Source organism: Alteromonas sp. CNT1-28, assembly GCF_022348345.1.
In the GTDB taxonomy this organism is placed as follows: Bacteria; Pseudomonadota; Gammaproteobacteria; order Enterobacterales; family Alteromonadaceae; genus Alteromonas; species Alteromonas macleodii.
Window position 1 is genome coordinate 81,185 of record NZ_JAKREZ010000005.1, and the last position, 16,529, is coordinate 97,713.

Below are 16,529 nucleotides of genomic sequence, written 5' to 3' on the forward strand. Positions count from 1 at the left end.
GTGTGGGCGTTTTCAAATAACTCGTCTATTTGAAAACGTGGGGGTCGAAAGCGTGCCCAAGCTTTTCTGTTTTCGTCTTTAAGTAATGCTTGTTGTCTTTGGTGATACCGTGGTCAATAGGCTTACGTGCAACCACGTCTATACCAAGCGCTTTTAGTGCTGCCAACTTTTTCGGGTTGTTTGTCATAAGCTCAACATGCTTCACATTCAGCGTATCTAGCATCAGCTTGCAGATATCGTAACTTCTTAAATCGGCGTCAAATCCAAGATGTTCGTTAGCTTCTACCGTGTCCATGCCGCTATCTTGAAGGTTGTAGGCGCGAATTTTATTTAAAAGACCAATACCGCGACCTTCTTGGCGAAGGTATAAAAGCACACCGTGACCATTATCGACGATATTTTGCATGGCTTTTTCTAATTGAAAGCCACAGTCACAGCGAGTGCTAAATAAAGAATCGCCTGTTAAGCATTCTGAATGGATACGAATTGGCACTACGTCGTCTTCTTTCCACTCTCCATAAGAAAGGGCAACGTGCTCTTGGCCGCTGGCTTCAACAAAGCCGTGTATTTTAAAATCACCCATGCGAGTGGGTAATTTTGCGGTACTGACATATTCGTATTTAGGCTGTTTGCTACTCATGTTACTTCTACACTTTGGACAGTAGGCAATAAGTGGGGATGACTTCTTTTTTTGCAAGTCTACCATTTTATTATACGCGAGTTGACGCTAGTGCTATCACTTTTTTCGTAAGACGTATATTAAGTGCAGTTATTAAAGTGGCGTAAACTCTCGCAGCGGGGCAGGCTTTGCAACGCTATAGCCTTGGGCAAAATCAACGCCCATTTTGCCAAGTTGTGCCATGGTGCCTTCATTTTCAACGAATTCCCCAACGGTTTGCATACCCATGGCTTTCGCTACATCATTGATTGACGCAACCATAGCCGTATCTACACTGTCGTTCAGCATATCCTTGATAAACATACCGTCAATCTTTACCTGATTAACTGGCAAGCTTTTAAGGTAACTGTACGAAGAGAAGCCGCTACCGAAGTCGTCTAGGGCAAACGAACACCCAAGGCGATTAAAAGTACGCATAAAGGCAAGGGTGTCCTCCATTTTTATAATCGCTACCGACTCGATCACCTCGAAACAAATCTTGTTGTAAGGAATATTAAAGGTTTCGAAAGCGTTTAAAATGAATAACGTAAAATCTCTGTCTGCTAATGAGTGGCAGTTAAGGTTTATACTGCATCGCCTTAACTCAGCGAGATGTTCAGGGTTTTCAGACAGCCATTTGAACGTATTTGTGACTACCCATTTGTCGACATTTACATTCATTTCAAAGCGCTCGGCCGTGGGTAAAAAATTAGCGGGCTCAACAATTTTTCCGTCTTTTTCCCTTAGGCGCAATAGCACTTCATAATAGTGACCATCGCTGGCTTTGCTCAAAGGTCTTAAAGACTGGTAATAAAGTTCAAAGCGCCCTTCTTCCAAGGCGTTGTTTATAGAAGAGACCCAGTCCAACTCACGCTGATAGCGCTGCATGCTCTCATCATCTTTATTATATTTATGCACCTGATTTCTGCCTTGCTCTTTGGCAAAATAACAGGCGGCGTCAGCCATACTTAAATACTGCCCTGAGCTAACGTTACTATCATCGCATACGACCATGCCAATACTTACGCCCAGATTGAATATGCGGTTATCCCACATGAACCGATAGGCCTGTACTGCATTGAGTATTTTCACTGCATTGAGATATACCGCATCAGCATCTAAATCTGAATAGATAACGCCAAACTCATCGCCCCCGAGTCTTGCTAGCTGCGCGTTGGGTAGCAGCGTATTTTCAATCAGGCGGGCGACGTCTTTTATAAGTACATCTCCCGCTTTGTGACCGCAGGTGTCGTTAACGACTTTAAATCGGTCTAAATCTAAAAAGAGTAGGCACACAGGTAACGCGCTGTGGTTATTCACTTTTTCCTTGAAGACAGATTCAAATTGCCGTCTGTTGTATACGCCGGTTAGTGAGTCGTGAGTAGCCAAATACTGAAGGCTTAAATCGGATTGCTTTTTTTCCGTGATATCAATAATTGAGCCGTACAGGTAAGTTCCTTCATCGTTCTCGCGGATCTGGCAAGACAATGAAAACCAGAACTCTGTGCCGTCCCGACGTTTTCCCCGTATCTCTTTTCTGGTGACGTGGCCTTGCTGTGATATCTCACCTAACAATACATGTCTGTCTTCTGGTGATGCATAAAAGGCTTTTGTGCTTGCTCCTTCGCTAAGCATTTCTTCCTCATTCTCATACCCAAACACCGTGCACATCGCAGGGTTAACTGAAATTAGCTTACCGTCCCAAGTTGATGTGTAGTGTCCTTCAGCGGAGTTTCGGAACAAGTCATAAAAGTGATTTAAGCTAGAAATTGTTTCAGCTTGAGAGGAGAGCTTATGTTGATTGAGTACCTGCTCTTTTGTGATGACCGCAAATCCAAAACACAGGAAACCCAAGGTTAAGAAAAACAGCATTCCCATCGCGACATCGACAGTATAAATAAGGTCGCTGAAAAGGTTTTGGGTCACCAATGCGTAAAACGCAAAGAAAGATAGCCAGGCCAAAATATAAGTGGTGCTGACAACACTACTGCCTTTATCTTTAAAGATAAGAGCAAGGGTAACGTGATACAAACCCATTGCCGCTGTGAGTATAAGCAGCGTGATTGTGACCATATAAGCATTTACGGTAAAACAGTAAATGGTAGCAGCAATAGGTAGAGCATAATTTAGCAGTCTTAAAACAAAAGGCACACGAGAGAACAGGTGATGAGTCACTTTTCCAATACACAGTAGTAATACGCCGAAGCATACGGCGTAAAAATGCTCGCTGGCGTTGGTCAGGCTAGGCCAAAACGCGAGGCCACCCTCTGTAATGAACAATAACGCAATAAGCACCAATGACGACATGGTAAGCCAGAAGCGGGTAGGAATACGCTGATATAAGTAGGAAAAAAGAAAATAGGAAGCAATGAGTGCCATCACACCCGACACAGCACCAAGCAAAGTCAGCATATTAGTGTCATGTTGAGTAAGCAGGTCTCGCTCCCATAGTGACATTGGAAAGTACTTTAGCCCCTCGTCTTTCACTGCGATTAGTAACCGAGCGTCTTGGTATGGTTGAAGGGTGAAAGCAAGCCTGATATTTGGAAGCGGTTGTCTTAACGAATAGTCACCTTTACCGGCTTGATAACGGTACGATTTTATAATTCGCTGGCTGCTGTCTAGAAGATAAATCTGCAAATCATCAACGTTTAGACGGTCGATATTAAGCACTAAGGGAATGGCACTATAGCCAGAGTGGACAAGCTCTGTTGAATACCACACACGTTCTGTTGAAGAAGCCGTTGCTGTCGGTGTTTTTGTGGAGCTTCCCGTCAATACATCAAAATAGGTTGCGCTATTAGGTGCAATTGATACCCGTGCATAATGGTTGATGATTTCCCTTTCGAAAGACTCATCGATAACAAGCCGTGGGCTGGCAAAGGCGTTTATGCTTAGAACCACCCAACTAATGAGCAAAGCTGCAACGTACTTTGTTAGCTGGGAGATTGGCACTAGCATGATCCTTGAAGCGCTAATTATGTGTTTTCTATAGAATAATACTAGTCTGTCCTAAAAGCCAAACAGAAAGAAAAAGGTGTGGTAATACTTACGTGTTTTGAAGATACAGGTAGATCGCATTCGGTGATTGTTGAGTGCCTACTGGTTCCAGCCAAATCGCCTCGCAAAGCCACTCAATGCAAAGTATGCATTGAAAATTTGTATTGCTGGATTGGGTGGTAATAAGCGCCTGAAAGCGATCGGCTCCCCAATCTGCGTCGGATAGTGAAAAGTGAAAAATTTCACAAAACTGCTCTGCCCACTGCTGAGTTTTAAGAGGCGTTAAAGGTAATGCAACGCGGATTTCTACGCTTTGTTCGTTAACCACGGCGTGCTGTTGAATGTCTTCTTTGGTGAGATTTTGCATAGAACTTATCAATTCGCTGGTTATTGTAAACCTGCTTGCTTTATAAAGTGTATATAGTACAACACAAAAACAATAGCTTTAATCTAAGCGTATTAAGGACGGGGTATGCTAACACTTCACCATTTAAATAACTCTCGCTCGCAGCGAATTTTGTGGCTTCTTGAAGAGCTAGGCATAGAGTACAAAATAGAATTCTATCAACGAGACAGTAAAACAAACCTAGCGCCGGATTCATTGCGCGCTGTTCATCCGCTGGGACGCTCTCCGGTGCTTACTACGCCGCACGGTGCTATTGCCGAGTCTGGTGCTATTGTGGAATACCTTGTTCGCCACCACGCCACAGACGCATTTTCTGTACCTCAAGACCCAGAGGCACTTCAACAGTATTGGTTTTGGCTGCATTTCGCTGAAGGTTCGCTAATGCCGCCACTAGTGGCAAACTTAGTGCTGGAGAAAGCGCGTCAAAAAGGTTCGAAGCCTTTCTTTATTAAGCCAATTACTAACAAACTGATAGACGGTATTTTAAATGCCTATTATGGCCCTAATTTAGCGCAGAGCTTACGCTATGTGGAATCTTACTTATCGAAAAATACTTGGTTTGCGGGTGACGCACCTAGTGGCGCTGATGTTCAAATGATATTTCCGTTAGAGTCTTTGGTGGCCAGCGGGCGTGCGAAGGACTTTACTGCCATTCAAGGTTACGTAAAACGGGTTCATGCCAGAGAAGCCTACAAAGCTGCGCTTGAGAAAGGGGGAGAATACGCTTACGCCTAGTGTGTTTATCTCTACTGCGTGCACTTTAACTTTGTGCAAACTGCGGCCAGCTGGAAAACAGAATCTAGTTGGCCTGCAAGCCCTCAGTGCTCTCGATTTATGTAATCATCAATAAGCTGGATAAAAGCCTCACCATAGCGTTCGAGTTTGGTTTGGCCCACTCCACTTACATCTAATAGAGTGTTGCGCGTAGTAGGGAGCTTACACGCCATATCCACCAAAGTGGCGTCGCTAAATACCACATACGGCGGCACTTCATTTTCTTCGGCCAACACTTTGCGTAAGTGCTTAAGACGGGTGAACAACGTTCTATCGTAATTGGCCGGCGCTTGTTTTGCTTTTTTCTTGTCGGGCTTAAATTCAAGTCGCGGAACGGCAAGCTGAACCGCTACTTCACCTTTTAACACAGGCCGAGCGGCCTCGGTTAAGCGCAATGCGGCATGGGCGGTAATATCAACGCGTATAAGGCCTTTATGAACAAGCTGGTTGATAATGTTGTGCCAGTAGCTATCCGACTTATCTTTACCTATGCCGTATGTGGAAAGCTGGTGGTGGCCTGCTTCCTGAAGGCGCCTAAGCTGCTTGCCTCGCAAGACATCAATGACATACTGGCTAGAGGCTTGCTGTGAGAGCCTAAGTACACACGACAGTACTTTTTGTGCAATCACCAAACCGTCGATCATCTTAGGTGGGTCTAGGCAAATGTCGCAGTTGCCACAGGCGCTGCCACTGAACTGCGAAAAGTAATTCAGGAGTACTTGTCTACGACAGGTTTGCGCTTCTGAAAAAGCTTCCATAGCCGCAAATTTTTGTAACTCTATTTGGTTGCGCTCGGCTATTTCCCCTTGCTCTATCCACTGTTTTACGCGGGCTGCGTCTTTTTCATCAAACAACAATAAAGCTTCTGACTCCAAGCCGTCTCGCCCCGCTCGGCCGGTTTCCTGATAATAGCTTTCAACACTGCGCGGAACATCGTGGTGAACCACATAACGCACGTTCGATTTGTTGATACCCATGCCAAAGGCAACGGTGGCCACCACAATATCAATTTTGTCGTTAAGAAACTGGCGTTGTACCAGCTCTCGCTCGTCGTTGTCCATACCCGCGTGATAGGCCGCGCAGCGAAAACCTTGTCTGAATAATTTAGCGTGCAGGTCGTCGACTTTAGCGCGACTGTTACAGTAAATAATGCCGCTACCTTCTTGCTGTTTTACGTAAGCAACAACTTGATCAAAGGCTTTGTACTTGCTCATTACGCGGTAGCGAATATTGGGTCTGTCGAAGCTGCCTTTATAAACCAGCGGGTCGTTAAGGTTTAGCTGCGTCAGTATGTCTGCTTGGGTCGCTGAATCTGCAGTCGCTGTGAGTCCAATAACAGGGATAGAGGGGAAGCGAGATTTTATTTGCCCCAGAGCGCGATAATCCTGCCTGAAATCGTGCCCCCAATGGGAAACGCAGTGCGCTTCATCAATGGCAAATAAGGCAATGTCGGCGTGCGCAAGCGACTGCTGAAAATAGTACTGCATTAAACGCTCAGGCGACACGTAGAGCAATTCGAGCTTTCCTGCTTGAAGTGCGTCATTTATGCGTGCTTGTTCGTCTGCTTCTAGCGTTGAATTGAGATAGGCAGCGTTTACGCCCAGCGCTTTAAGCTGTTCTACTTGGTCCTGCATAAGCGATATAAGCGGTGACACAACAATAGCGGTGCCTTGGCGCACTAACGCAGGAATTTGATAGCACAGCGACTTGCCACCACCTGTTGGAAGCAAAACAAGTGCGTCTTTACCTTCACATACTTGGTGAATGACTTCGCCTTGACCGTCGCGAAAAGCATCGTAACCAAATACATCTTTTAAGACGGTTTCTGGTGTTTTTACACGTTGCGTTTCTGGCGCTAATTCTGATGGAGCTATTGCAGTTGTCATGGCGCTGGATTTTACGCGTTTTTGGCGACGTCTTCACGGGGCAATTTAAAAAACTAGACTAAAATTCAGCGATAGTCCTGATCAGAGGGGCAGCAGCTCTTATAATTTATTTTGATTCAATATCATTGGTTGGATGAATTTCCGTCAAACTTACGTTCGGTAGTAATGTTGCTTATAAGCACATTACAAATATCAATTCATCAAGGAAAGCGAGTGGATAACAAAACGACTAATAAAGACGAAGCTAAGGGCAGCGAAACACTAAACCATGAACTAATGATTAAACATGTAATTGCGCTTTTTCGTGATACTATGCCGTTTAACCAGTTGCTGGGCTTGGAATTTGTTACCGAAGGAGAGGGGCTGGATACACAGATCTCCCTGCACCTTGATTGGCAACCAGCGCTAACCGGCAATCCAATGCAAAAAATCCTACACGGCGGTGTAACAGCGACTATGCTAGACACCATCGGTGGTTTAGTTTCAATTGTAGAAACCATCAAACAAACCGCACGTGAACACCTTGCGGACCTTCAAGTTAGATTGCCCACCATGGGCACGGTCGATATGCGCGTTGACTACTTAAGGCCGGGAAGAGGCGAGCGCTTTGTTGCGACAGCCACGATTATACGCAAGGGCAGTAAATTAGTGGTTTGTAGAATGGAATTGCACAACGAAAAAGGCGATCATATAGCCTTTGGCACGGGTACGTATATGCTGGGATAGCAGTGTCTTAATAGGTTTGCATCATCCCACAATGCCTGTTGTGACGTTGTGTAAAGGAAGTGAGCGGTATTAACGGGAGGTGTAGCATGGCAGAGCCATTACCAGATTTAATTGAAGAGATTGTTACCGAAAGTATGGGTGACGATCCGGCGACCTTGTTAGCCACCCTTGCGGGGCAAGACGAGGTATACATCGCATCACTGTTAGAATCGTTGCCCGTAGAAAAACGTTTGGCGGTATGGGAAGGCATTCCTCGCGACCGTAAGCTCGACGTATTGGTTGAGATGCGTAGCGACCCCCGTGAAATTCTTATCGACAATACGCCGCACGACGAATGGGCGTCTATTTTTGCTGATATTGACGCAGAAGATTTACTGGAACTACTCGATTCATTGCCAAAACGGCTTGTCGATATGGCCTATGAATCACTTGATTCTAAAGAGCGTAAGTACTTCAGAGAAGCGACACAATTCCCCGATAACCAAATAGGGCACTGGGTTAACCACGAGCAGTTAGTGCTACCTTCGAACGCGAAAGTACGCGAAGGGCTACGTTTATTAAGACGTGACATACCTCAGCACTGTGACAGCATTTTTTTGGTGAACCGCTCAGGTCAATTTTCCGCGCTGGTTAAAATTAGCCACCTCTTCAATGCGCAAGATCACGTGTCGCTATTCGACTTGTCGGAAGAAAGTGTGACGACCATTCAAGGGGCTGACGACACTATGAATGCGTCGCTACTTGTTCAACGTTCTGGGCTTGCGTCGCTGCCGGTAGTTGACGAAAACAACAAGCTTCTCGGCCGATTAGATGTGACCTCTGCAAGTGAGTTGGTTAACGAATTTTACGAACGCCAAGTGATGGCTTCGGCCGGTATGGATGAGGACGAAGATTTATTCTCGCCTGTGGCGAAAAGTGCGAAAAATCGTGCCCTTTGGCTTGGCATTAACTTGCTTACCGCATTTTTAGCTTCGTGGTTTATTGGATTGTTCGAAGGCACCCTTCAACAAGTGGTTGCCCTTGCGGTACTGATGCCGGTAGTGGCAAGTATGGGAGGCATTGCAGGTAGTCAAACGCTAACCCTGATTGTACGCGGCTTGGCGTTGGGGCAGGTCACGCCTGCCAACTTACGGGCGCTGATGGTGAAAGAGCTTAAAGTAGGCGGCGTAAATGGCGTGATTTGGGCCTTGGTAATTGGCGTTGTTGCTTATTTCTGGTTTACCGATGCCATGTTAGGGTTGGTTATCTGTTTGGCCATACTGTTCAACATTGTAGCCGCCGCACTAGCAGGCGTGTTTGTACCTGTAATATTGGACAAGCTGAAAATAGACCCTGCACTGTCGGGGTCGGTCATTCTGACTACCGTAACCGACATTGTAGGCTTTGTAGCATTCTTAGGTTTGGGCACACTGTTTCTACTGTAGCACCATTCCCGCGATAAACCTTGTTCTGTTTTTTCATGACGAACGCATCTTAGGCCCCATTGAATGAGCACATTTAGTGGGGCTTTTTCATTTTTTGTTAATTACGTTTCATTAATTATGCCGCTTGTTACACGTCCTTTGCCGCATTGGAAAGCGTTAAGGGTTGTGTATTCACCTAACCTGATAAACAATACGCGCCTTCTTCCCCCGAATTTCGTTGGAGTCAGTCTTGTCTAAGCAAGCCAGTGCCGCTCAAGTCGGCGTTATTTGTGCAATTGCCGCATATAGCATGTGGGGTGTTGCACCTGTTTATTTCAAACAGTTGATGGTATTGCCGGCTGCTGAAATCCTAATGCACAGGGTAATTTGGTCTGTGGTGCTTTTGGTTGGGCTTATAGCCGCGCTAAAGCAGTGGCCCAAAGTGGGCGCCGCCCTTCGCAATAAGCGCGTAATGCAGATTTTATTCGTTGCTGGCTTGTTACTCGGGGCGAATTGGCTCTTGTTTATTTGGGCAATTAATAACGACCATATTCTTGATGCAAGCCTTGGCTATTACATCAACCCTCTTATCAACGTGTTTTTAGGGCGACTTTTCTTAGGTGAAAGGTTGCGTAACTTACAGCGTGTAGCCGTTGGGCTTGCCGTTATTGGCGTGGCTATTCTTATTTTCTCTTACGGCCACGTGCCGTGGATTGCTCTGGTGCTTGCGGGAAGTTTTAGCGTATATGGCTTATTGCGCAAGCAAGTGGCAGTAGACTCGCTACCAGGCCTTTTCATTGAAACTTTAATGCTCTCGCCATTCGCTATTATTTACTGGGTGTTCTTTGGCTCTGAATACAGCAATTTATTTAATAACGATGCCACGCTAAATATCCTTATTTTGGCGGCTGGCATTGTAACTACCGCGCCACTACTTTGTTTTACCGCTGCAGCAAGGCGCATTATGTATTCAACGCTGGGCTTCTTTCAGTACATTGGCCCAACACTTATGTTCATACTGGCGGTTTACCTGTACGGCGAACCGCTTGAAGAGTCGCGCTTGGTAACCTTCGGCTTTGTGTGGTTTGCGCTTATCTTGTTTAGTGCCGACTCGCTAGTTAATTACCGCAGTCAACGTAAAGCGCGAAAGCTAGCGGTGGAGTAGGGGCTTTTGCGCACAAGTCTTTAATTAAACGTCGGACAGCTAAGCGGCGGTTGATTGAGTGAAAAGCTAAAGCAGTGAAGCTTGCTCTTGCTGAGGAACATCTGGTGGTTCGCACTTTACTTGGTTACGCCCACTATTTTTGGCGGCGTAAAGCTGCTTGTCGGCAAGGCTTAGTAGCTTATCTACGCGCTGAGTGTGGGCGCCACTTACTCCAATACTGCAGGTCACTTTAATGTCGCTTTTAGGCAGCTGAATAATTTCCGCTTCCACCACCTTTCTGAAGTCGTCTAAACGCTCACAGGCTTCTTTTAGTGGTGTTGACGGCATGTATATACAAAACTCTTCGCCACCAAAGCGGGAAATAATTTCGTCTGGAAAATAAAACTCAATAAGGGCCGCCATGGCTTTTAGCACAATGTCACCGGCGTCATGGCCATGGGTATCGTTTATCGATTTGAAAAAGTCTAGGTCAATAAGGGCGAGAGCGTGATCCTCAGACAGGTTTTGGTGTTGTACAGTAACCATGTAGAAGAAGTGGCGCCTGTTAGGCAAACCTGTTAAATAGTCGGTGTTGGCCACACGGCGAATTTCTTCAACGCTCTCAATATATTCTACGTTCTGCATCACGCGACACAAGAACTCTTCATGACAGTAGGGCACTCGCAAGAAGTCATTTGCACCACTTTTAATGAAGTGCGCAGACATTAACATGCCTTTGCCTCCAGCAACGCCCATAATTGCCAGCTGCTCTTTCGAGAAGGCTTTTCTTAAACTGGCGACAAAGTGTGTGCCTGTCATATCAGGCAACGTGTTGTCAGTGATAACAAGACGTACGTTTTTGTGTTCAGACAAGCATTGCATAGCGTCTGTGGCCGTTAGGCATTCAAACGCAATAAAATTGTGGCGCTGCAGTAATGAAACGGTCTTTGAACGCAACACCCGATTAGTGCTTACCACGACGACGCCAGTAGACTTGTTTTTTTCTAATCGGCTAATAAGACGATTGAGGTAGTCGTAGTTCTGCGAATTTTCTTTAGGAATGTAATCGACAACGTCACGTTCTAGGACTTTATCGCGAATAGCGCTATCTAAACTTTCTGTTGTAGCAATGGTGGGAATGAAAGACTCAACCGTAAAGTCGATGGCTTCGCCTTTTGGTGCATCGGGAAGCGAGTATGCGACAATAGCACACAGAAAGGTTTCCGGCATATTTTGCGAAAACCGTGCTTTGCCTTCTGTCAGCGACGTTGCGCCAACGGGGGTAAGACCAGCCCGGCGTACTAATTTCGCTATAAGTTCAAGGTTGCCTTCACCATTTTCGATGATCAGCACGTGTTGCTGCATACATTTCAACTTAGGTTTAGGCTACCTTGCCTATTAATAATGTTACGCTTTCTCCAGCTTTGCGTAAGCAAGTACCAGCCATTTGCTGCCAAATTCGTCGAAGTTTACTTGAACTCGACCGTGCTCACCACTCCCTTCGTAGTTAAGTACGATCCCTTCGCCAAATTTACGGTGTACAACTCGCTCACCTAAACTAAAGCCCGTTTCTTCAAAACTGGCGTGCGACGTCGCTTGGCTAAAGCGGTTGTGCACGGGCCGCGAAATAGTCGATTTCAGCCTAACCTCTTCAACGCAGTCTGCTGGCATTTCGCGAATAAATCGAGAAGCAGTATGATACTTATCTTGGCCATAGAGTCGACGACTTTCTGCATAAGTAATATACAACTTTTGCATTGCTCTGGTCATACCAACATAGCAAAGTCTGCGTTCCTCTTCCATTCGACCTGGCTCGTCGTTAGTCATTTGGCTAGGGAACATGCCTTCTTCTACACCTGCTAAGAATACCAGTGGAAATTCAAGGCCTTTAGCGGTGTGAATGGTCATCATTTGCACGGCATCCTGGTCTTTATCCGCCTGGGTTTCACCTGCTTCCAGCGACGCATGAGCTAGAAAGGCTGCCAGAGGCGACATTTCTTCGGCTTCTTCAGGCACGATAAAAGTTTTACATGCAGTAACCAATTCTTCTAAGTTTTCTAGACGTGCTTGGGCCTTTTCTCCGCGCTCTGCTTGGTACATGGCGTACAGACCAGACTGGCGAATAGCCTTATCGGCTTGTTGGTCAAGGGGCTCATCTAACGTGGATTGCTCTAGCTCAGTAATTAGCAACACGAAGCTTTGCATAGCGTTTAGCGCGCGGCCTTTAAAGCCACCTTCATTAATGAGCAACTGACACGCCTGCCACATTGAACAGTTGTGCATTCGCGCGGTGTCGCGCACTTGCGATAAGGTTTTCTCACCAATACCGCGACTTGGGGTGTTTACTACACGCTCGAAAGCTGCATCGTCGTGCGGGTGGCTCACCATACGCATATAGCCAAGGGCGTCTTTAATCTCTTGGCGTTCGAAGAAGCGCAGACCGCCGTATATGCGATACGCCAGCCCTTCGTGCAGCAAGGCTTCTTCCAGTACTCGAGACTGGGCGTTGTTTCGATAAAGAATAGCGGTATCAGTAAGGGCGTTGCCTTGATTAAGCCAATCTTTGATTTTCGAAACAATAAAGCGCGCTTCATCTAGCTCGTTGAAACCCGCATATACAGAAATCAGCTCGCCTTGCGCGTCTTCCGTCCAAAGCTCTTTCCCTAAACGGCCCGTATTGTTGTCGATAACCGTGTTCGCCGCTTTAAGAATGTTTCCTGTAGAGCGGTAATTCTGCTCAAGGCGAATAGTATTAGGCTCGTTGAAGTCTTTCAGGAAGTGCTGAATATTATCTACGTTTGCGCCGCGCCAGCCGTAAATAGACTGATCGTCGTCGCCAACAATCATAATGTTATTATTACCACCACTACACAGCATACGAAGCCATGCATATTGGATATTGTTGGTATCTTGGAATTCGTCTACCAACACTGCACGGAAACGACGTTGATAGTGGGCTAATACTTCTGGGTTTTTAGCCCATAATTCATGTGCGCGTAGCAACAGTTCAGCAAAATCTACCAAGCCTGAACGGTCGCAAGCGTCTTGATATGCCGCATAGACTTCGCGCATGGTCTTTTGAATATGATCGCCGTGGGTTTCAATGTGCTGAGGGCGCAAGCCTTCGTCTTTGTTGCCATTTATGTACCACTGAATTTGACGAGGCGCCCAATGCTTTTCGTCCAGGTTCATGGCCTTCAGAATGCGGCGAATAAGTCGATACTGATCATCCGAATCAATTATCTGAAAATTCTCAGGCAAGTTGGCTTCTGCATGATGCGCGCGTAACAGGCGGTGTGCAAGCCCGTGGAAGGTACCAATCCACATATTGTGCAGGCTGCGACCCATCAACGACTCTATTCGGCCGCGCATTTCTTTGGCTGCTTTATTGGTAAAGGTCACTGCCAAAATAGAAAAAGGGGCGATGTTTTCGACTTCCATTAACCACGCAATGCGATGCACTAATACGCGGGTTTTACCACTGCCCGCGCCAGCCAAAACTAGGGCGTTAGATAGTGGGGCTGCTACTGCTTCACGCTGTTTGTCGTTTAGCTCGTCTAGCAGTCGAGATACATCCATAGTGTGGTACCTGTTAGTTGATAGTGTTATACATTCAGCAGCGCACTATTATGCCACCTGCCTGTTAATTTATACAGTCCAGTTTTTCCCAGTGAAGATAAACTTCAACGGCATTATACGTTCTTGTGCAATCATGATTTTTAGTATTATTTAATGAAAGATACGAGCGCTCTGGACGTTCTATTAAATTAATGGAAGCACTCAGTTAGACGCAGCGAGAGAGCAGAGTGCTTTAACGATGTATACATGTACGATACGGTTATTAGCTATAACGAATTAATTCGATAAATTGATCGAATTATGCGCTTGGTCGGTATCACATCGGTATTGCATCACATCAAACTCAGGTAAACTTTTATGCGTTTCTTTTTGTCAGCATAGATATGCACAGCAAGGAACAAGTTTAGATTGCTTACCCAATTTTCTGATAGAACACAGCATTTTTATATAACGGGACATGCTCATGACCGCACTTACAACGCCCATCGATTTTTGGTCTACGCTAAAACAAGAAGCGCAAGTTGTTGCTGAAAAAGAGCCTTTGCTGTCTAGCTATGTGCATGCCAGTGTTCTTGCACATCACAACTTTGAATCGTCGCTTAGTTTTATTCTGTCGAACAAAATGGCAGACGACGTCATGCCTGCGCTCGCCATTCGTGAAGTTTTCGATGAAGCTTACTTACTTGAGCCTGGCATCAGCGAAGCGGCTATTGCTGACATTCTAGCGATTAAGGCGCGGGATGCGGCGGTCAACGATTACCTTACTCCCTTACTTCACTTTAAAGGTTTTCATGCTGTGCAAGTACACCGCATGGCGCATTATCTTTGGGTTCATGGGCGTCATCAGCTTGCTTTATTCTTACAAAGCCGCAACTCGGCAAGCTTTGGTGTAGATATCCACCCTGCTGCGCGTATTGGTAAAGGCGTCATGTTTGACCACGCAACTGGCATTGTAGTGGGCGAAACTGCAGTAGTTGAAGACAACGTATCTATTTTGCAGAGCGTTACATTAGGTGGTACCGGTAATGAGTCGGGCGACCGTCACCCTAAAATTCGCCAAGGCGTGTTAATTGGCGCTGGCGCCAAGATCCTTGGAAATATTGAAATAGGTGAAGGCTCAAAAGTGGGCGCTGGTAGCGTTGTACTTAATAGTGTTCCGGCTCACGTTACTGTGGTGGGTGTTCCAGCTAAAGTGGTTGGGAGACCGGTTTGTCAAAGCCCATGTGAATCCATGCGCCAAAACGTACTAGAAGATAACTCCCACGTATAAAATTGGGGTCAGAGTACATTTCTGCTTTCGTAATAATGGGGTCAGAGTACATTTTCGTCTTCAGGGGTTTTTGAGTGATTAAATGTACTCTGACCCCATTATTTGAGGGTTATTGTGTTGCCGCCTTTTTCCTTTGATGCGTAGAGTGCGCGGTCGGCGCGCTGAATAAGTGTCTCGAGTGTATCGCTTTGCTGCATGAGAGTGACGCCGAAGCTCGATGATAATGACACTTCTGAAATAACGATTGCGTTTATTCCTTCACGTACTTTTTCCACCAAATTAAGGGCGTTTTGCTCGCTGATATTAGGCAGAAGCAATACAAATTCGTCGCCGCCGAAACGGGCAAAAACATCCGCTTTACGCACAATATCCTTCGTCACCTGACTTAGTCGGCGCAATGCGTTGTCGCCGTCTACATGGCCTAATTCGTCGTTAATACGTTTAAACTTATCTAAATCAAACATAACGAAATAAAGCGAGCTTCCAGATTCACGGCTCTGAGCCATTTCTAGTGCGCTGCGCTGAGCCAAATACTCCCGCGTATAAGCTTGGGTTAAGGTATCCACAAAAACACGGTCTTTGAGCAGAGCATTGTCTGCTTGTAACTGAGGAATGGCTATACCAAACAACGCGTTGGCTGCAATAACGTTGAGTGCAAACTGATACACTTTGACGTAATCCATTAAGGCGAATATATGCACCAGCAAAACAATGCATAAGCTGCTTATTGCAAGGCTTATAACATTGCGCTTCGTACTTTCAGTACACGCTATCCACATGTGGGTAATGGCGAGAAAAAAGATAGCAAATGCACTATCACGGGACTGGGTAAGTTTTGCCAGTAACATGACGAATAGTATGAGGGCCAAATTGATTGCCACTTTCTTAAAGTAGCTGTGTAAATCGGATGAAGCGCAGTTAGAAAATGCCAAGAGGTCTATTTTAGAAGCCGCACTTATTTTTACTAACAAGCCAGCAAAAAGAGGTGCAAGCACAACAACACCAGCCATATCCCCTATCCAAAAGGGCAGCATCGCATCTTTAATATCCGCCGCTGACATCTGATTAGTGAGAACAAGTGAACCAATGACAAGTTGCGTGGCAACTAACGACGAAATACAGCCGATAATTAAGAACGAGACGATTAATTGGGGTGTGGTGACGTCGGGTTTTCTCAATAGATGGCCGAGAACACTGGCTCCTGCATAGTAAGGAAGCATATGTGCAACGCCGAATAACACGCCGCCCCACATCATTTCTACGTTACTTAACGGCAGCGAGTAGTTATGACCATTCCAGACGGTAATCGCAATGGCGGCCACCATAATAGGCACTACCGCGCGCCAACCTAAAACTAAGAAGCATGCAAGGGTGTAGCCTGCCGCAGGAAACCAAACACTGGCGTGTTCAGTGTATTCAACAATGCGTCCAATTTGCCATATGGCAATCCAAGACAAGATAATAAATACATCTTGATACAAGCCAGACAGTGGCTTAAACGGCCAAAAAGAACGACCTGTCTCGGCATGTTCATGAACATTCGAGGTTGGCTTATCTACCTTGGACGCTTGTTGCGACCTTGACTTCGAGATAGCAGGTTTTTCCATGAGGACACAAAAACTACGACTTCAGTTTTCAGTGTATAACGAGTGAGCGTTAAAATCTATACGCCCTAAGTGCGGC

Annotated in this window: 12 protein-coding genes; 5 read left to right on the top strand and 7 right to left on the bottom strand. The window is 45.9% G+C overall.

The features are described 5' to 3' along the window. Window positions 1–25 precede the first annotated feature (25 nt). From ribA to MHN02_RS04575, 3 genes are all read right to left on the bottom strand, one after another. Complete coding sequence (gene ribA, locus MHN02_RS04565; RefSeq protein WP_014947836.1) at window positions 26–640, bottom strand: GTP cyclohydrolase II; 615 nt, start codon at window positions 638–640, stop codon at window positions 26–28. 132 nt (window positions 641–772) lie between these two features. Continuing rightward, window positions 773–3,619, bottom strand: coding sequence for an EAL domain-containing protein (locus MHN02_RS04570; protein ID WP_239244797.1), 2,847 nt, complete (start codon window positions 3,617–3,619; stop codon window positions 773–775). Between the two features lie 88 nt (window positions 3,620–3,707). Continuing rightward, window positions 3,708–4,025, bottom strand: a complete 318-nt coding sequence (locus tag MHN02_RS04575; RefSeq protein WP_239244800.1) for a hypothetical protein — start codon at window positions 4,023–4,025, stop codon at window positions 3,708–3,710. 105 nt (window positions 4,026–4,130) lie between these two features. Between MHN02_RS04575 and MHN02_RS04580 the strand changes: the two genes are divergently transcribed. Then, complete coding sequence (locus MHN02_RS04580; protein WP_239244802.1) at window positions 4,131–4,799, top strand: glutathione S-transferase; 669 nt, start codon at window positions 4,131–4,133, stop codon at window positions 4,797–4,799. 83 nt (window positions 4,800–4,882) lie between these two features. Here the strand turns inward: MHN02_RS04580 and recQ are convergent, their stop codons facing one another. Continuing rightward, entirely contained in the window at window positions 4,883–6,724 is a 1,842-nt protein-coding gene (gene recQ / locus MHN02_RS04585; RefSeq protein ID WP_239244805.1) for a DNA helicase RecQ, read from the bottom strand. A 213-nt stretch (window positions 6,725–6,937) separates the two neighbouring features. Between recQ and MHN02_RS04590 the strand changes: the two genes are divergently transcribed. The 3 genes from MHN02_RS04590 (at window position 6,938) to rarD (ending at window position 10,018) form a co-directional block, all read left to right on the top strand. Then, window positions 6,938–7,450: a thioesterase family protein gene (locus MHN02_RS04590; protein WP_052247383.1), complete on the top strand. Its 513-nt coding sequence runs from the start codon at window positions 6,938–6,940 to the stop codon at window positions 7,448–7,450. Window positions 7,451–7,536: 86 nt separating this feature from the next. Continuing rightward, window positions 7,537–8,874, top strand: coding sequence for a magnesium transporter (locus MHN02_RS04595; RefSeq protein WP_014977961.1), 1,338 nt, complete (start codon window positions 7,537–7,539; stop codon window positions 8,872–8,874). A gap of 229 nt (window positions 8,875–9,103) precedes the next feature. Beyond that, window positions 9,104–10,018, top strand: coding sequence for an EamA family transporter RarD (gene rarD / locus MHN02_RS04600; protein WP_239244808.1), 915 nt, complete (start codon window positions 9,104–9,106; stop codon window positions 10,016–10,018). A gap of 66 nt (window positions 10,019–10,084) precedes the next feature. Here rarD and MHN02_RS04605 read toward each other — a convergent pair whose 3' ends face one another. Beyond that, window positions 10,085–11,362, bottom strand: a complete 1,278-nt coding sequence (locus tag MHN02_RS04605; protein ID WP_014977963.1) for a diguanylate cyclase — start codon at window positions 11,360–11,362, stop codon at window positions 10,085–10,087. A 42-nt stretch (window positions 11,363–11,404) separates the two neighbouring features. Continuing rightward, window positions 11,405–13,576: a DNA helicase II gene (uvrD, locus tag MHN02_RS04610; RefSeq protein ID WP_014975348.1), complete on the bottom strand. Its 2,172-nt coding sequence runs from the start codon at window positions 13,574–13,576 to the stop codon at window positions 11,405–11,407. A 463-nt stretch (window positions 13,577–14,039) separates the two neighbouring features. Here uvrD and cysE point away from each other — a divergent pair, with 463 nt between their 5' ends. Next, complete coding sequence (cysE, locus tag MHN02_RS04615) at window positions 14,040–14,846, top strand: serine O-acetyltransferase (protein WP_014947845.1); 807 nt, start codon at window positions 14,040–14,042, stop codon at window positions 14,844–14,846. Window positions 14,847–14,944: 98 nt separating this feature from the next. Here cysE and MHN02_RS04620 read toward each other — a convergent pair whose 3' ends face one another. After that, window positions 14,945–16,453: a diguanylate cyclase gene (locus MHN02_RS04620; protein ID WP_039226887.1), complete on the bottom strand. Its 1,509-nt coding sequence runs from the start codon at window positions 16,451–16,453 to the stop codon at window positions 14,945–14,947. Window positions 16,454–16,529: the final 76 nt, after the last annotated feature.

What these genes read in the sequence shown, in the direction of transcription:
- ribA (WP_014947836.1), bottom strand. Translation starts at nt 640, where the DNA reads ATGAGTAGCAAACAGCCTAAATACGAATATGTCAGTACCGCAAAATTA.
- MHN02_RS04570 (WP_239244797.1), bottom strand. Translation starts at nt 3,619, where the DNA reads ATGCTAGTGCCAATCTCCCAGCTAACAAAGTACGTTGCAGCTTTGCTC.
- MHN02_RS04575 (WP_239244800.1), bottom strand. Translation starts at nt 4,025, where the DNA reads ATGCAAAATCTCACCAAAGAAGACATTCAACAGCACGCCGTGGTTAAC.
- MHN02_RS04580 (WP_239244802.1), top strand. Translation starts at nt 4,131, where the DNA reads ATGCTAACACTTCACCATTTAAATAACTCTCGCTCGCAGCGAATTTTG.
- recQ (WP_239244805.1), bottom strand. Translation starts at nt 6,724, where the DNA reads ATGACAACTGCAATAGCTCCATCAGAATTAGCGCCAGAAACGCAACGT.
- MHN02_RS04595 (WP_014977961.1), top strand. Translation starts at nt 7,537, where the DNA reads ATGGCAGAGCCATTACCAGATTTAATTGAAGAGATTGTTACCGAAAGT.
- MHN02_RS04605 (WP_014977963.1), bottom strand. Translation starts at nt 11,362, where the DNA reads ATGCAGCAACACGTGCTGATCATCGAAAATGGTGAAGGCAACCTTGAA.
- uvrD (WP_014975348.1), bottom strand. Translation starts at nt 13,576, where the DNA reads ATGGATGTATCTCGACTGCTAGACGAGCTAAACGACAAACAGCGTGAA.
- cysE (WP_014947845.1), top strand. Translation starts at nt 14,040, where the DNA reads ATGACCGCACTTACAACGCCCATCGATTTTTGGTCTACGCTAAAACAA.
- MHN02_RS04620 (WP_039226887.1), bottom strand. Translation starts at nt 16,453, where the DNA reads ATGGAAAAACCTGCTATCTCGAAGTCAAGGTCGCAACAAGCGTCCAAG.